The following is a 17,579-nucleotide window of genomic DNA, read 5'->3' as shown; positions in this document are numbered from 1 at the left end:
TGGGCACACATTACGCGGGATCCCTCTTGCATCGGGATAACAAACGCGGGTAAAACATACCGATAGCTGTCAACTATCCATTCTCAACCGTTCATTCACTCAAAACTAACTTTTTCAAAAAACAGGCAATTTTACCTGAATTTTTAATATTGATGACCCCTACGTTTGCATTAACCGTTTCAACATAACGGCAGCAATCATTATCATCCACACCTGAAATCAACCGGCCATGAGAACATACGGTTATGACTACGCGTTTGCCCTTTCCGTCGATGAAGTCAACAAGATCTTGACGGACAATCTGAAAAGCATCAACCTGGAACTGAAGTATACGGGCCAGGATGAAGACAGCGGTTCTACCATTACGATGGATGCCAAGGTTGCCCCCTGGCAAATTATCAAAGGCGGCCAAAATTCATTGCTGCGCTTTTCCATGCCATTGACAAGCGGCTCTCTGTCTATCAAAGGGCCGATCAACAAGAGCTACAACCTCAGTAATATAACAGTACTGATAGAAGTAACACTTGGATGGCTTGGCGCTGGTTCTCAGCAAAGTGCCGGCAGCGGCAATACCACGGAGCTTATTTTTTCGCCTACTAAGACCAAAGACCCGAAGAATCCTGGTTATGTAGCGGTGGTAAACATTCTCGATCCGGATAAACGTTTGGATACCATTGGCAATGGTTTGATCCGGAAGTATATCGCCAATATTCTGTTTGAGAATAAAGACAAGATCAATTTCATATTCGCCAATGTTTTCCCAAAACCAAACAATGTAGGATCCTGGCTGACGCCGTACAAATGGATCTACTACTACAGTACGGGAAAATCATTTGATGCACTTTGTTTTTTGTGCATGCTGAGCGATAAACAGTGGCCTTCCAATCCGGCTTTTGATTCCTCCGCGTTGAAAGACGGCAATAATGCAACTATTCTCATTGCACAAGAAATATTTTTCAGGAAGATTGTGTACCCTTCTGTCACGAGCACATTCACCGGTGGATTTTCAGTAAACGTACACGCAGATGAAACCTGTGCGATCGTCAACAATGGCAATTTCAATATAAACACAAGCAAAGGCGCCATCACCGCCAATAACTTTAAACTGACGACCAGCGACTCCGGCAACGGCCTGAAAACCTATACTTCGGGGAGCGGCCCGCTCAAGTTTTTCTTCGGTCTTGGCGACCTACCCAATGCCAGCTATTCCTGGAGCTGCCAGAATACCAACCCGCTGCAGTATGTCAATAATCAGATCAACTTCTTAAAAGACGGCAACCCAGTCACACACCATGATCAGGATATTCCCTGGTACGACTGGATCATACTCGTGGCGCTCGGTATCACCTCACTGCCGGGGCTCATCTCCGTTATTGTGGATAGTGTCAATGATTTCTCCGACAAAGTAAATAACGTGGGCATCGGCAATATCAACAGTAACCTGGGGCATGCCGTTGCGGGCTCTGTCGTAAATCTCGCCAACCTGATCAACTGGTCGGCGAAGAACGGGCAAGGTTTCAAAGCAAACACTTCAGGCCTTGACGGCGCATTATATGTACACGGAAACTTAAACTGATCATATTCTTTCACCTCAAAAACGCCAAACAACATGAACGACACGCAAACATTAGTAGGGGTACCTGTACCGAAAGTGGTAACCGACCTACCAGTAAATAAAAATGCGGATACCAATGACTGGGATACCGTATTTGCGATCCGGTTTAGAGACGCTAACACTTCTATCAGTAACAACTGGTCTAAAGTAAGTGACAAGGCTAAAAACATTTCACAGACTGCCAGCGATGATCCCAGTTTTAAACTGAATGGCGTGCTTGATCCATGGCAGCTGACTGTAGGCGGCGACGGAAAAAACATCCGTATGAACTGTCCTTTTAAAAGCGGTACTTATAATGCAGGTGCGCACTCTTATAAAATGGACGGTTGTGAAGTGATCATCGAAGTAGGTATGGAATGGGTTCCGGATCCTGATCAGTTTGCATTTTCTATAGGCGATGATGAGGTAGTAACGCCCATCAAAAATGACCTTGATAAAAGCAAGATAAATGCTGCACTGATCGCGCAGTTTACGAAAAACGGCAAGAAGCTGGAGAATCCGTCTGCCAACGTGCTTACTGTGGGCAAAGACTGGATCGTCACTGCCGGCAAGGACAATTACTATATTTTTTATTACGTCGATAAATTCAACAGTGAATTTCTTCAGGTATATCAATTTGAAGACTCCTGGAAAAACAATCTGAGACTGCTGAAAGATGAAATCAGCAATACAGAACCGGCTGTTGTCATTATCACCATTAAAAACGATCCGACCAGCGGTATTGCCGCTGCGGTATTACCTCAATTACTCAGCGAATGGTTCAATACCAATATCGGCGAATTCAACCATGTATTCAGTTCACTGGATTTAAGTCCGTCACTGTCTACTAAAACTAATTACGCCTGGATTAAACCAACCGGCACCAGCTATGCAGTTACCGACAACGGAACGTTGGACAACAGCGTATTTGGCGTACTCACGATGACACAAGGCCACCCGGCACCTACCAGTCACCAGGTTTCACCAAACGCTATTCCTGACAGAGATGGCGCCAATGCGGGCTTCCTGATCAGCGGCACTACGTTTATGAGAAAAATGATGCTATCCAGTGCACGTATCACATTCGACGACGAACCGGAAACATCATTTGATATCGCCAACGACGGCCTTACAGTTACCAACAATAAAGAACTTACCTGGGGCCGGTTTAAAAAAGACGACAAACCGATGATTTCGGTAAAATCTTCCTACGCCGGTGAACTTGACAACAATGTACTGCCTGCCCAAATGGTAGCTGATCTTAAAGGCCAGTGGGTACAACTTCCAAAAGGTGGTGGCTACTGGGATCCGGGAATTATGATACAAGGCTACAGCGCGCACGCCACCAACAAAGGTCACAACTGGTATATCCAAAGCCCGGACGGTAATACGGAATACCTATTGGAAATGGATTCCAGCGGATCCAAGATCAATATGTTCCATTCCATGATCTTCAAGATACAGGCGAAGCAATTTAAAATGAGCCTCGACAACAGCTATCTGCAAATACAGTTTATTGACCTGAAATATCCGGAAAGCTGGGAGTATGATGTACACATCAACTACACAGAAGAAGTATCCCTGGGCCTTGCGAATGTAGGCGGCAAAAAAATCTTCGCGTTCGATCAGGTTACCAAAGACATGACCGTAAGCGTAACCAAAACAAAAGCCTCCATCACGGCTACTATCGTAGAAGACAGCATCATGGCGGCCATTGGTCTGATTGCTGTGATAGCACCGCTCATCGATGGTTTGCGTGCCGCAGCTCAAATTGTAGAAGTAACAGAAGATGCCGGTAATGCAGTCATCACCACCGAACAATTCGTTGATGTGTTTGAAGAACTTTCGGATTCAGATCAGGAATTTAACGAAGTAAACGGTATCGAAAATGCAGTGGAACAAGTAAGAGGCGGCTGGCCTGCGTTTAAAAATGCGTTTACCGCCACCCGCTGGAAAGTATTGGGAGGTATTGCAGCCATCATCGGCGCGGGCGTGGCCACACAACAAGTGGTAGAAACTATCATGGAAGCCATGGCCAAAGGTGATTGGGAAAAAGTTCCTGCCTTTGATGAATTCGCGGATGCCGCCATTCTACCTTATAGCTGGCCCGGCGTAGACAGCTACGATCTCAAAAATGCTGCGCTCGCAGCATCATTACAGATCGGTCTGAAAACACAAACCAAAAAATAATCAGTTATGCTTATCGCTGACGAAACTCCGGTTTTTACATTTGGCTGGGATACCTCTTTTGGTATCCCGGTTCCAGATGCGAATAAAGCTATTGCCGATAAAAAATCATCGCCGAAAAACTTCAATTATTCCGACGATAGTTTTACGCTGTCTGCCAATTTTGGTGACTGGCAAATCTGTAATGGTGGCTCTGGAAAGAACGTACGCTTCTCTATTCCGCTATTGCAAATTGTATTGAAATATGCTTCCAACGGGAAAATAGTAAAATGTGATTCCGGTACGGCAATCATGGAAGTAAATATGCATTATGTGCCGCATACAGAAGCAGCGCTGACCGATGTACCTTCTAAACCGCATGCATTGGTCATTAAAACTACAGCTACATCAGAAGAACAACCAGCTGCGGTACTTGTATCCCTGCAACTGAGCAGCGATGTAGGTACTGTTTCAGAAGCTATCATTGAAGAAGGGTTGAGAAACTGGCTCAACAAAAACCTGGATACGTTCAATCATATTTTCAGTGTCGTAGACCTCGATCGTATGATTGACAAGGGTAAATGGGCTTTTGTAACGCCCAATTATACGAGCTATGCCTTTCTCGACGGAAAAGACCTGAACAGCAGTATTCTCGGTGTGCTCACCATGACCGGCGACCGTAAAGGAGATGATCTGGCCAACCAGATCTCTAATGATATTATACCGCACAGCAGCAAGGCGGGTTTTGTGATTTCGCAAAAAAGAACATTGTACGATCTGGTACGTCCGGCGATACAACAGGTTTATCCGGGATTGACTGAAGATAATTTCCTGATCAATGATGCGGGCACCAAACTTTATCTCAAAGACGGCATTACCATTAATCTGAAAGAGGTGAAACACAACGGCTCTACTTATCATCCGGTTTTAAAACAATTGAGTGTAGAAGCAACCGGACAAATACTCACCCTGCAGAGTTATACTGAAACCGAAATTGTAGCCGGCATTGTAGCTGCCTGCAATACGACCAACTGGTACCACATAGAACTCGGCAATTCAAAAAACGGACAAACGCTGAATTTTAAGGAAGCGCAAACTTCAGATGTGCAACATACGATTCATCAGTCGGAAGGTTCCATTATTACGGAACTGATTATCGCCATTATCGCCGCTATTGCCCTCCTTATTCTGACGATTGCAACAGACGGCGCTGTACTGATTGCCGGGGGCTTCATCGCGGGATTGATAATGGGCGCTGATATGATTGTTCCGGAGGTGATCCAGGCTATCAATACGGATGATTCGCCTTCTATTGACCTGATGCTGATCAACGCGGTAAACCCGATCAGATGGACGGACAGTAAGGACTTTAAACTTGACTATGCGAGTCTGAATGTATCGATGCAGCTGGGTGGGAATCCTTTGTTTATTTAAACTGTTCACAAAAAAATTGATCGTTATGAACAATAATCAAAAAGCGGTTCGTTTAAAGACTTCTGTGTTGATTGATGGCGAAGCTGCACAAAAGGAACCGGCGCATCTCAACTTTTTGCCAATGGGCGATTTCAATCCGACGGCGACGGCATATGGTGTAACGGATGAACAAAATCAAAAACTGCTCAATAAGTTTTTCGAGTACATGAAATCGATCGACAGCCGTGTCTTTTCGTGGCTGGAAGCGGATGCAAATAATGCCATTCTATTTGCCAACGATCCGTTGCGTGCCATTAAAATTGCCATTCCTGATTTTGATGAAAGCGTGATAACTGGACTAAATAAGGAAATGCTGATGTAATGATGAGAGATGAGTTATGGGAGATAAGTTTCCCTTCATTTACGCATAAAAGAACTCGCCGTGCCAATGTGTCGCGGCGAGTTCTTTTATATAAGATTCAGAAAATACGGTCGGGAGACCGTATCCGCTGGAACGAAGTCTGGAGACTTCGCTCAACAAATTTTATTACTCGCGTCATCGCGAGGCACGAAGCAATCTGCATATCACCTTACGAAACCTGCTTTTCAACGATTTTCCACCTCAAAGCAGCAAATTGCAGCTTTGAGGTACCTTTTTCTACCTCCGAGGTACAACGTTTCACCTTTTAGCTAGCTTTTTCTACCTCCGAGGTACAACATTTCAGCTTTGAGGTACCTTTTTCTACCTCTGAGGTGAAACGTTTCACCTTCTAGCTAGCTTTTTCTACCTCTGAGGTACAACGTTCCACCTTTTAGCTAGCTTTTTCTACCTCCGAGGTACAACGTTCCACCTTTTAGCCAGGATTTCCTGCCTTCGAGGTACGATTTCGAATAATGAAGCAGTTTTTAAATGGACTGGTTTAGTTTCATTAAAACTGGCAATGACGGTGGGAGACCATATCCGCTGGAACGAAGTACGGAGACTTTGCTCAACAAATGTTATTACCCGCGTCATCGCGAGGCACGAAGCGATCTGCACAACGCGAGTTCTTTTTTCTCAATAGTTGCCTCATTGAAAATTACAAAGCGAACGGCCTCATGAGCGCTTTACTCACATAGTTCTTCGCTCAACAATCGTGCAGATTGCTTCGTGCCTCGCAATGACGTTAGGTGTACACTCGCAACCCACAACTGACAACTCTCTATCCCAACTCACCCTTTTTTCCAAAGCCTCAACGTATCATTTGCCACATCATATTCATACACCTGTCTCGTGGCACTAATCGCTACTCTTCTTTAAATCCAAGCATTTTCATTTCCAGTTGCATCATTTTATTGATTTCAAAATAGAACGTGCGCTTCGTACCATGCACAGTAATAATATCGCAGCGATTCTGTTTAGGCGTGGCGCCGCCGGTCGAATCAATACTTTTATTCTGTTGAGACAATACGGTTGCTTCGCCCATGAATTCGCCTTTCACTACGCTAATGAGAAAATCTTCGTCCTCAATTTGGGTAATGTGCCAGGCCGTGGCGCAGCTTAGTCCATCGCCAGAGGCAGCAATAGAAGCCAACAGACCAAATTCAATGTTCCGGTATTTATTCCGGGTAACCGTATCTCCAAGCACAGCACTTGCTTTCTGCAAATACATATGGGCGTACAAACTCGTGTAATCGATGCTCAGCATGGCTTTCGCCAGATCAACAACGCGCTGGTATTTCCCCTTATCCAGTTCTACAGGTATCCGTTGCCTGAGACTATCATACACGGTACTATTACCCGGATATACCATGCCTTTTTTGAAGACCTGATCACTTTCTAAAAAACTATTTCTGAAATCGGCATAGTCGATAGTTGTTTCGCCGCTTTCCAATTGCTGTACGTAGTTTGAATATTTATCACCGAAATGAGGAAGTTCAATCCTGCCATTTACCGCAACCGGGGCATGACCGTATTTGCTTATGTTCTGGCCAAAAGAAGGAACTGCAAAAAGCAGGAACATCGCGAAGAGTTGATAGCGCATGGTAAACTCTGAATCAGGTTTTATATGATGATGAATCCGCGAAATTCAAAGAATACTATTAATTCCGTATTAAGTATCGGCCGGTTTGAACACTCCCGAATGGATAAAACACACGAAAATTGAGCTAAATTCAATTTTATTCTGTCGCCCATGTCCAGAAAATATTCAATTGCAGGAACAACAATGCTCGCAGTTTTGCTATTGATCATTGCAATGGCGGTATATCCTGGCGGCGAACGAGACAATGCGCACAGCGTGGGTTTCGACTGGACCAAAAACTATATCAGTAATCTTTTTCCCGCAAAAGCTATTAATGGTGCAAGCAATACATCCAGGCCATTTGCCATTGCCGGCATGTTTTTTATCTCGCTTAGCTTCGGCATTTTCTTTTATAATTTTTCGAAGAAAATCAATTCAAAACACGCCCGGCTTGTGATACGGTATGGAGGCATTGCCGCGGCGCTGTTTGAATTTTTTGCAGTAACGCCATATCATGACCTCATGCTCACTATTGCCGATGTATTTCTGCTGTTGAGTGTATTTTACATTACGGTGTTTCTGTTTAAAGCGAGACTGGTATTGCTCGGTTTGCTCTGCTGCCTTTTTCTGGCGTGCATGTATACGCTCACCTACATTTATTTTTCCGGGTCGCTGTGGAACATTCTTCCCGTTATACAAAAAGTGCAGATTGTTTTAGGCATCATCTGGATGCTGTCGCTGGAATATTTCACCAGGAATGTGGAAAAAATACCGGCATAATTTTTTAATCGTAAATGCATGCATCCTTATCGCTCCTATCTATAATAAAATGCCATATATTTACAGTAAGTATTCCACACACACATAAGGTCAGCCACAAATAGTAACGGCAATATCAGCCGCAATTTTGTTTTCCCTATTGAGATCCAGATATAGTTACACCACAATATAGCACTGGCACCAGCGCCAGGAGCGCGGATTGTACTTTTCCCCATTGAGATCCGGACCTCGTGGTCCTGAAAGACGTACCTGGCAACGTATGCCGTGTCCTAACCAAAATTTAAATGAACTATGAAAGCTTGTTACGCAATGCTTATCGCCATTCTACTTATTGGATGGCAAACCACAACCTCATTGGCGCAAACCAGCTGGAAAGGAACAGCCAGCACAGCCTGGTCAAACGCCAGCAACTGGACTGCAGGTATACCAACAGCTACATCCGACGCCATTATCGGAGACGCTAATTTCACCGGTTCCTTTCAACCAAACATCAGCGCTTCGTCGTATTGTAAATCACTTACCGTCGGCGGTACAGTGGCCGCTACGCTTTCCTTAAGCAGGAACCTGACGGTCTCGGGCAATGTCACCATTAATACAAATGGTACGGTTGCACTAGGATCGGGCACCATTACGCTGACTGGTAACTGGATCAACTCCGGCAGTTTTACAACTTCATCTTCAAGTTCTACAGTTACATTCAACGGACCAGCTCAAACGCTGGGCGGAACTGCAGTAACTACTTTCCGGAAGCTAAAAATCAATACGGGAGCCAATGTAACGCTGGCCAACAACGTTACCGTAAGCGGCAGCAGTAGTTTACTGACAGTGAGCGGCACTTTAAATCCCGCCGAATCTCCTGCTTATCAGATTACGGCTACATCCATGACGGTGCGAGCAAATGCAGTATTGTATGTAACCGCCGCAACGTTCGCCGGCAACTACAGCATATCAGGCACTACTACGCTGAGTGCCGGAAGTATTGTGGATTACAGCGCCACAGTCACTGCACAGACGGTAAGCAACACATACACCTACTCTACTTTGCGCATCAGCGGCGCAGGCACTAAAACACTCGGAGGCAATCTGAACGCACTTACATCTTCCAACGCTGCCTACGGTAACATCCTGGTGAATGCAGGCACCTTCGACTTGTCGACCTTTACGGCAAACAGAGGCACCAGTACCACAGGCGGCACCATTAGCGTAGCCAACGGCGCTACATTAAAAGTAGGCGGAACGAATACTTTCCCTACCAATTTTAATACACGTACATTAAGTCTTACCAGCACTGTAGAATACAGCGGTACTACGCAGACTGTTGCAGCACTTACTTATGGTAATCTTACACTGAGCAGCGGCTCCGGCGCATCCGTTAAAACGTTTCCTGCTACCGCGCTCCTCATAGAAGGAAATCTTACTTCGGTACCCGGTGCGGGAACATCGGTGAGCTATACTGCCGGTGCCGCACTTAGTGTCAACGGCAACATGACTATCAGTGCTTCCACCACATTTAACGGAGGCAGCTTTACCCATACAGTAGCCGGCAACTGGGTCAACAACGGTACCTACACCGGATCTACCGGCACCATCACCTTTGCAGGTGCCGGCACACAGATCAGTGGTAGCGGCACACAGAATTTCAACAACATTAGCTTTACGGCTTCTAATATTTCCGCAGCTGCGGGGACCCCTCTGTCTGTAAATGGCAGTATCACCACTACCGGACCAGGACAGTTTATACAACAATCCGCCGGCACCACTACAATGACAGGCACAGCCCAAACCATTACCGGCACGGGCATTTCCTTTGGCAATCTGACCACTACGGGAACCGTTTCTACAGCGTCAAATGTGACCGTTACCGGAAACCTCACCGTTAATGGCGGACTCACAGCTTCAGCCGGAGCCATCTTATTGAGCGGCACAGGTACAACGATCAGTGGCGCAGGCACGCTTTCGTTTTATGCACTGAATGTATCGGGTACTGTAACTTCAACAACCAATTTTTCTATTGCCAATGCACTGAGCATAACGGGCAGTTTGTCGGCATCTGCTGGCACGGTAACCTTTACGGGCACTTCATCGCTGAGTGGTACAGCCAGTTTATATAATGTAACGCTTAACGGCACTTCGCTGCAGCTCGCTACCAACTCAGTTCTTGGCATTGCCAATACTTATACCGTTACGGCAGGTACGCTAGATGCAGCCAGCACAATACCAAATACAGTCAGCTTTAATGGTACAGCTGCGCAGAATGTAAATGCAGGTAATTATTACAATCTCATCCTTACCGGCAGCAGCACAAAAACAGCGGCAGGCGCAGTAACGGTCAACGGAGATTTTACGCTGGCATCAGGTGCAACATTCAACGCAGGCAGCTTTGCCCATACCGTTTCAGGCAACTGGAATAACGCAGGTACATTCACCGCAGGTGCCGGTAATATTACTTTCTCCGGGGCGAATGCTTCCCTATTGAATGGTACGACAACGTTCAATACACTAACGGTAAATAAAACAAATGCAGCGTTTACATTATTGAATAACGTAAGCGCCACCAACGTCACTATGACGGCTGGCAATATGTACACCGGCAGCAATACACTTACCATTACAGGCACACGCACCGGCACCGGCATTATACTGGGCACTATTACTCATGCGCACGCCTTTACAACAGGCACGGCATATTCGTTTGAAGGTCCGGACAACAACATAACTTTTTCTTCGGTATCAGGTGTTACTTCCATTACGGAATCTATTGCATTAAACAGCATCGCAGATTTTCCATTCGGCGCATCTGCCAACAGGCAGTATACGATTTCAGTTCCGGCAGGTACTTATAATGCCACTTTACGTTTGCACTATCAGGACGCCGAGCTGAACGGCACTCCCGAGGCTACCATGACACTTTGGAATAACAACGGAACCATCTGGGCCGATGCAGGAAAATCAGCCAATAACACTACAAACAATTATGTAGAACAAACTGGTCTGACCAATATTACAGGCCGATGGACTTTCTCTGCTACTACAAACGTTGTGCAGTGGAACGGATCTGCCAGTACCGACTGGGGCACCGCTGCCAACTGGACTGTTTTGCAGGGCAGTGCTTCCACTCCGCCTGCGGCTGCAGATGTGGTGCAGATAGGTACGGCAGCCTTTACCAATCAACCAACCATTACAACTACTGCTAATGCAAGAAGTATCGTCTTCGGCAGTGCACAGCCCGCAACACTCACTATCGGATCAGGCGGCAGTCTGACAACGGTGGGAAACATAAGTGGTAACTGGACTGCAGCAGCAACGCACACAATAAATGCAGGCGCGCAAACGCTCACAGTGAACGGCAATCTGCAACTGAGCGATGGTACTGCCGGGCATGCAATCAATCTCACAGCTTCGACCGGTACTGCAAACATAACAGGTTCGCTTACGGAATCAGGCGGTGCCAATATCAGCTTTACCGGAGCAGGGGCACTGAACATTGGCGGCGATTTTATTTATACTAACGGTACGTTTACAGCAGGCACCAGCACAGTTACCTATAACGGTACATCGGCGCAGGTAGTAGCACCTGTCACTTACAACAATCTCACTGTAAATAAAATTACCGGCACAGCCCTTGCGGGAAGCGGTGCAACTGTAAATGGCAACTTGAATATAACGGCAGGCCAGGCTGCTATCAGCGCTGCATCTACCGTTACAGGCAATATAGTAGTAAGTTCCGGCGCCACATTAAACGTAACCAACGCTGCAATAAACATTGGAGGCAACCTTTCAAGCACCGGTTCAATACAATCCACCGGCAGCGATGTAAACCTTACCGGCAGTGGTGCGCAGACAATTGCCGCCGGTGCTTTCAATAACATTACGATTAATAAACCATCAGGCACTGCCACACTTACCGGAAACATACAAGTAAACAACAACCTTACCGTAACAACGGGCACACTGGATCTCAGCAGTTTCACTGCCAACAGAACGGCACCGGGCGGAACTTTTACACTGGCAAATAGCACCACGCTCTTGCTGGCCGGTGCTGCCAATTTCCCATCAGGCTTCGGAACATACACACTAGGCAATAGCAGTACCGTAAACTTCAACGGTTCAGCAGCACAATCGGTTCCAGGCATTAACTACGGTAATCTTTCTTTATCAACCGGCGGCACCAAAACGCTTGCAGGCTCCGCAACTGTAAATGGCAATCTGCAGATTGGCAGCGGCGCCACATTTGACGGCTCTACTGCTACCCTTTCACTCGGCGGCAACTGGACCAACAGCGGAACGTTTACGCCATCAACCAGCACTGTTTTGTTGAATGGTGCATCTAATACCATTACCGGCAACACAACGTTTAACAGAGTTACTGTATATGGCAGCTATTCCGTAGCGGGCAGTGATATTGGTTTCAATGGTTTCCTGAATATCACCCCTTCCGGATCATATGCAGCCGGTAGCGGCACTGCCACTGTAAGCGGCAATCTGACCAATAGTGGTACGCTTACGAGTACAGGTACTACGATTTTCAGTGGGACGACCGCACAAACAATTCGCTTCCTGAATGCAGTTGTTTCGAACTCCAGCGGTATCATCTATTTTAACGGCAATGTATCACCAATATTGAATTCCACCAGCTCTCCTACTTACGCCAATCTTGTCATCAACAACACAGCAGGCGTCAATGCCAGCGTTGGCTGGATCGTGCTGACTTCTTTTACAGTAAACAATGGCGGTATTTTCAACGGAGGTGTATCGAATCATACCATTAGCGGTGCATTTACCAACAATGGCACGGTAACCAGCAGTGGCAACATGAATTTTAATCCATCGACAGCTGTAACGGTTAATTTTGGCAGCACAGGATTTTCAAGCACAGGCGCTGTAATACTCGGCGGCACCGGCCAAATGACGCTCAGTGGCACACCAACATTATTAAATGCCGTGATTATTGCCAACACAAATGCTGCCGGCATCACACCACCTTCCGGCTGGACAACCACCGATGATTTTACGATCGTAAGCAATGCAGCATTCAACGCAGGCAGCAATAGTTACACCATTGGCGGCGATATCACCAGCAATGGTACGCTCAATGGCGGCACTTCCACCTTTACGATGACGAATGCGGCAGCTGGCGTATCAGGCAGCGCAGGAACTGTTTTCCGGAATTTCGTCATTGCGTCCGGTGCAAATATTACGGCAAACTCCGACTTTGGTGTCTCCGGTAACTTCACCGATAACGGCACTTATGATGGCAGCTCTGGTGCAGTTAATTTCCAGGGAAACACAGCTTCTGTAATCGACGGTACGGCGGTGCCTTACAACATTGCACAGATCATAAACAACAAAACCGTCGGAACAGCTACAACGCTTAATAAAGCCATCACCGGTGTTACCAATCTCGATATCATAAGTGGTACTTTTGATGACGCTGGTTTTGCAATCACACAAAACACCGGCGCACTGATTCTGGAAGATGCAGGCACACTTCGTGTAAACGGAACCAATACTGTGCCAGTTTTCAGCACTTATGCTGTAGACACACTAAGTACGGTAGAATATGCAGGCGGCGTCCAATCGATTACCGCGCCGTTTAACTATGGTAATTTGCTGATCACAGGAGCTGGTGTCAAAACAGTAGCTGCCCCACTTACAATACTTACGGGTTATGCACAGACGGCAGGCACATTTGTAGGCGGTGCATTCACGCATCTGCTCGCGGGTAATTGGAACATGAGCGGTGGCACGTTTACGAATACAGGCACCACAATACAGCTGAACGGAACTACGGCGCAGGATATTAATTCAACCGGTGCGTTTAATAATCTGACCTTAAACAAACCTACAGGGCTTACAACGATATCAGGCAATGTAACAGTGAATGGTGCACTGGCATTTACCTCAGGTAAAATATCTATTGGTGCCAATAACCTGACAATGGGAACTGCAGGTACTATATCGGGCAGCTCCGCAAACAACTATGTAATTGCCATCGGCGCGGGATCGCTCGTGCAACAGGTAGTAGCATCCGGATCTAAAACATATCCGGTAGGTACTTTAACAGCTTATATACCGGCCACTGTAGCTTTCTCTGCTGCATCAACAACGGATAATATAAGCCTGCGTGTACTGACGGCCTTATACCGAAACGGCGTCAACGGCACGCAAGTAACTGCCGGTGGCGTTAATGCAACCTGGATGATCACTGAAGGTACTGTCGGCGGATCGGATGCCACAGTAACACTGCAATGGCCAGGTTCTTTAGAATTGCCAAGCTTCAATAGAAATGCTTGTCGTCTGGCGCATTTTGTGGGTGCCTGGGATTATGGCACTGCCAATCTCTCCGCTTCCGGCTCTGATCCTTATACGATCAGTCGTTCAGGCATTAATAGCTTTTCTCCTTTTGCAGTTGGCACCAATCAGGTGCTCCCTGTAACCTGGATGGATATTTCCGGCAAACGCGAAGGACAAAACAACCGTATCGATTGGTCTACTGCTGAAGAAAAAAACAACGATCATTTCGAAGTAGAATTTTCAACAGATGGCAAGTCATTTGCTAAAGTAGGAACAGTGCTCAGCGATCCACTGAAGGTTACGATACACAACTATTCTTTCCTTCATGAAAATGTGCAGCAACCAATCGCTTACTACCGGATTAAACAAGTAGACATCGACGGTAGTTTTGACTATTCAAAAGTGATCCGGATCAATGCAAACAGTCTCAGCAATGCTGAAATAAATCTGCAGCAAACATCAGATGGCGCAATGGTTTCATTTACTTCGAATGATGGCGCTCCGGTTGATATTGCAATCACCGACATGGCGGGCAGAATCATCTGCAAACAACATATCGCTACGGTGAAGGGAAGCAATGATGCACAGATCAATTTCTCTGCAGTGCCGGGCACCTATGTACTTTGGATGAGTGACGGATCTGGCGAAAACAGAAGTATTAAATTTAACAGGTAATGCGAAACAATAGATGATGAATGCAACAGTCCTCACAATGCTGTGGGGACTGCTTTTTTATGTCTAGAATCTGGCACTATTATTGAGTTCGCAATTGTAAAGAGAAGCGAATGACAACTGGATATCAGATACGCGATCAGTCACTGGCTTATTTTGTCACTTTTACTATTGCAGACTGGGTAGACATTTTTACCAGAAGGATTTACAAAGACATTATAATGGCAAGTTTGGATTATTGCATAAAAAATAAAGAACTGGTTGTATTGGGCTATGTAATTATGAGCAATCATGTACACCTGATCTTATCAAGCAGAAATGGAAAGCTATCAGACACTATCCGCGATTTTAAAAAATATACAGCCAATCAAATATTATCAACGATAGAAGATAGTCCGGAAAGCAGACGGGAATGGATGTTACATCGATTTAAATGGAATGCCGCGAATCATCAACGCAATAGTCATTATCAAGTATGGACACACGAAAACCATGCGATTGAAATCAGAACAAAGCACTTCTTCGAACAGAAGTTAAATTATATCCATCAAAATCCTGTACGAGCGGGACTAGTAGATTTTCCAGAGGACTATGTGTGCCTACGAATTAAGCGGTCGCGGCCAGAAAATTACTTTAGGCTCTTGGTATGACTGAGTTTACAAAATTTGCGAATCCGGTCAGGAGACCGGTTACCACTACAACAAAGTCCGGAGACTTTGCTGAACACAAATTTTGCTGTTACAGTTGAGCGAAGTCTCCCGACTTCGTTCCTGCGGACGCGGTCTCCTGACCGCAATCCACCAGAAAGCTCATCATACAATATTTGGATTAATTCGCTTAAGAATTTCAAATAAAGTAATTTACCAGGAATATCATTTTGATCCGTCAACCCTTTATCAACTTATTCTTTCATGCAAAAGAAAATCAGCCTTCTAGTTCTTATAAGCATTATCTGCTGCTCGTGTAGCATCCATGGCTCATTTCAAGGTTTGTATAGCTACTATCAAAAAACGAAAGAAAAGAAACCTGGCTTACTTCAACATCCTGAAACAGGTGTTGACATTTGTTCATTGCCTTACCCTAAAGATAGTCCCGTGGTTTATGTTATTAAAGGTACAGACCTGAAAAAATGCATTCAGAAAAGTAAACAAACAGTGTTGTATTTGTGGTCTCCAAAGTGTCAAAGTCCCGTATGCTATTCACCCAATATCGTTGCCAACAAATGCAGCAACATTGGTGCGGATTTATTCATAGTCGCAGAATATTATGACAGTGATCTGATGAGTTTGAAATATTCACTGAAGAAGCCTGTTTACGGAATTGACACCCGATATTATGGCACTGATTTAACCGACAAATATGTCGCTAAATTCCTTCGGGATTTAGACTCTACTTTAGTTCGCAGCGAAAGTCACAGATACTTCTATTTTGTTGATGGAAAATTTAAAGCTTCTTACCGGTCGCTCGATTCATTGGCAAAATATGAAACGTATAACATAGGTTCCGCCAACAACTAGCCTCCTGCTGTTTCCGCTGTTCGAGATGTTCCGAAGGGTATTTCGAACATTCGATAGAACGGATTTCCCGATCCGTTTTGCCGCCGGGATCGGAGATCCAGTTTATCTGTTGTTCGACATGCGCACGCTAACTGTCGAACAGCGGGAAATAGTAATATTCTTACCGTCCCAGGACTGTGCCGATATAATCCGACTTATCGATGAATCCGATATACCGTGAGTCCATCGCATTTCTTCTATTGTCTCCCAGCACAAAATATTTTCCCCGGGGAACAACAATCGGCCCAAAATGATCTGCATTCCAGGAAGTCTTGTACCGCTGCTCTATCATCTCATCCTTTTCGTCCGTTGCCAGCACCACTCTTTCGGCATTCAGACCGTGATCACGAACAATTTTATCAGACAAACAAGTGGTAGTAGAATCTCCCGCCGCATTCACCGTCGACATTTCACTTTGCTCTATTAACTCGGGTATCTTTTCCGATTCACTCCGCGACATTATATAAAGATAACCAGGTGAAAAATTGCTGTCCGCGTATTTATTATTGACTAGTAATACTCCGTTTCTGATTTCAATTGTATCCCCTTCCAGACCACACAACCGTTGTATCCATATTTGCTTAACCATGTCGGACCCCGTTGCATAAAAGCAAATAAAATTGAACCGTTCCGGTTTTACCAGATTAGACGCAAGTATGTGATCGCCGACTTTTATAGTGGGGTAATTGGAAGGGGTCGGTATTTTATACCATTGCACCGCTTCAGTGATGCGGCCTACAACCCACAACCCAACAACCACAGCGGCACCTAAACCAATTTTCAGGGACTTACTCATAGTATGGATAAACTAACAAGATAAAGATATATGTTCAATTCAAAATTCACACGCTGTTTCCCGTCGCAGCAGTAAGCAAGAATTTTTCCCTACGCGAAATCAGTTCCCTACGTCGTCGTACCTCCTCCTCTGGATGACCCATATTTTTTTCGTGATTGTTTGACAACAGTGCGGTGCCGTCGTGCCGTAGCGAGAAATTGCAGACTCGCGCAAAGACACCCTTTAGGGATGGGGTATTGTGGCATGAAAAAAGCCCAACATTTCTGTTGAGCTTTTCTTGTTCGTCGGGAAGACAGGATTCGAAC

The 17,579-nt window shown here is 45.6% G+C and carries 10 protein-coding genes; 8 read left to right on the top strand and 2 right to left on the bottom strand.

From position 1 onward, the window contains the following. Positions 1-229: 229 nt before the first annotated feature. The 4 genes from DN068_RS14090 to DN068_RS14075 are packed head-to-tail and all read left to right on the top strand — an operon-like array spanning position 230 to position 5,555. Positions 230-1,576: a TULIP family P47-like protein gene (locus tag DN068_RS14090; protein ID WP_110999566.1), complete on the top strand. Its 1,347-nt coding sequence runs from the start codon at positions 230-232 to the stop codon at positions 1,574-1,576. 33 nt (positions 1,577-1,609) lie between these two features. Further along, complete coding sequence (locus DN068_RS14085) at positions 1,610-3,784, top strand: TULIP family P47-like protein (RefSeq protein ID WP_110999565.1); 2,175 nt, start codon at positions 1,610-1,612, stop codon at positions 3,782-3,784. 6 nt (positions 3,785-3,790) lie between these two features. Beyond that, positions 3,791-5,194 carry a TULIP family P47-like protein gene (locus DN068_RS14080; protein WP_110999564.1) on the top strand — a complete coding sequence of 468 codons (1,404 nt, stop codon included), beginning with the start codon at positions 3,791-3,793 and terminating at the stop codon, positions 5,192-5,194. A 25-nt stretch (positions 5,195-5,219) separates the two neighbouring features. Further along, positions 5,220-5,555, top strand: a complete 336-nt coding sequence (locus DN068_RS14075; protein ID WP_110999563.1) for a hypothetical protein — start codon at positions 5,220-5,222, stop codon at positions 5,553-5,555. A gap of 904 nt (positions 5,556-6,459) precedes the next feature. Here DN068_RS14075 and DN068_RS14070 read toward each other — a convergent pair. Next, positions 6,460-7,197: a DUF4919 domain-containing protein gene (locus DN068_RS14070; protein ID WP_110999562.1), complete on the bottom strand. Its 738-nt coding sequence runs from the start codon at positions 7,195-7,197 to the stop codon at positions 6,460-6,462. A gap of 150 nt (positions 7,198-7,347) precedes the next feature. Between DN068_RS14070 and DN068_RS14065 the strand changes: the two genes are divergently transcribed. The 4 genes from DN068_RS14065 to DN068_RS14050 all read left to right on the top strand — a co-directional run bounded on the left by DN068_RS14065 (position 7,348) and on the right by DN068_RS14050 (position 16,439). Beyond that, positions 7,348-7,956, top strand: a complete 609-nt coding sequence (locus DN068_RS14065; RefSeq protein ID WP_110999561.1) for a hypothetical protein — start codon at positions 7,348-7,350, stop codon at positions 7,954-7,956. Positions 7,957-8,247: 291 nt separating this feature from the next. Next, positions 8,248-14,925 (top strand): hypothetical protein, encoded by a 6,678-nt coding sequence (locus tag DN068_RS14060; RefSeq protein ID WP_110999560.1) that lies wholly within the window; start codon positions 8,248-8,250, stop codon positions 14,923-14,925. A gap of 110 nt (positions 14,926-15,035) precedes the next feature. Continuing rightward, positions 15,036-15,572, top strand: coding sequence for an REP-associated tyrosine transposase (locus tag DN068_RS22520; RefSeq protein WP_110999559.1), 537 nt, complete (start codon positions 15,036-15,038; stop codon positions 15,570-15,572). A 261-nt stretch (positions 15,573-15,833) separates the two neighbouring features. Continuing rightward, entirely contained in the window at positions 15,834-16,439 is a 606-nt protein-coding gene (locus tag DN068_RS14050; RefSeq protein WP_123985351.1) for a hypothetical protein, read from the top strand. 160 nt (positions 16,440-16,599) lie between these two features. On the opposite strand, the gene lepB is transcribed toward DN068_RS14050, so the two are convergent. Then, entirely contained in the window at positions 16,600-17,274 is a 675-nt protein-coding gene (lepB, locus tag DN068_RS14045) for a signal peptidase I (RefSeq protein ID WP_110999557.1), read from the bottom strand. Positions 17,275-17,579 lie beyond the last annotated feature (305 nt).

The sequence above is a fragment of the Taibaiella soli genome (assembly GCF_003236175.1).
GTDB lineage: Bacteria > Bacteroidota > Bacteroidia > Chitinophagales > Chitinophagaceae > QKTW01.
The sequence above is the reverse complement of the archived record's forward strand: the minus strand, read 5'-3'. Positions and strand labels throughout refer to the sequence as shown.

Coding starts and splice junctions, on each gene's coding strand:
- DN068_RS14080 (WP_110999564.1), top strand. CDS start 3,791: ATGCTTATCGCTGACGAAACTCCGGTTTTTACATTTGGCTGGGATACC.
- DN068_RS14070 (WP_110999562.1), bottom strand. CDS start 7,197: ATGCGCTATCAACTCTTCGCGATGTTCCTGCTTTTTGCAGTTCCTTCT.
- DN068_RS14050 (WP_123985351.1), top strand. CDS start 15,834: ATGCAAAAGAAAATCAGCCTTCTAGTTCTTATAAGCATTATCTGCTGC.
- DN068_RS22520 (WP_110999559.1), top strand. CDS start 15,036: ATGACAACTGGATATCAGATACGCGATCAGTCACTGGCTTATTTTGTC.
- lepB (WP_110999557.1), bottom strand. CDS start 17,274: ATGAGTAAGTCCCTGAAAATTGGTTTAGGTGCCGCTGTGGTTGTTGGG.
- DN068_RS14090 (WP_110999566.1), top strand. CDS start 230: ATGAGAACATACGGTTATGACTACGCGTTTGCCCTTTCCGTCGATGAA.
- DN068_RS14065 (WP_110999561.1), top strand. CDS start 7,348: ATGTCCAGAAAATATTCAATTGCAGGAACAACAATGCTCGCAGTTTTG.
- DN068_RS14075 (WP_110999563.1), top strand. CDS start 5,220: ATGAACAATAATCAAAAAGCGGTTCGTTTAAAGACTTCTGTGTTGATT.
- DN068_RS14085 (WP_110999565.1), top strand. CDS start 1,610: ATGAACGACACGCAAACATTAGTAGGGGTACCTGTACCGAAAGTGGTA.
- DN068_RS14060 (WP_110999560.1), top strand. CDS start 8,248: ATGAAAGCTTGTTACGCAATGCTTATCGCCATTCTACTTATTGGATGG.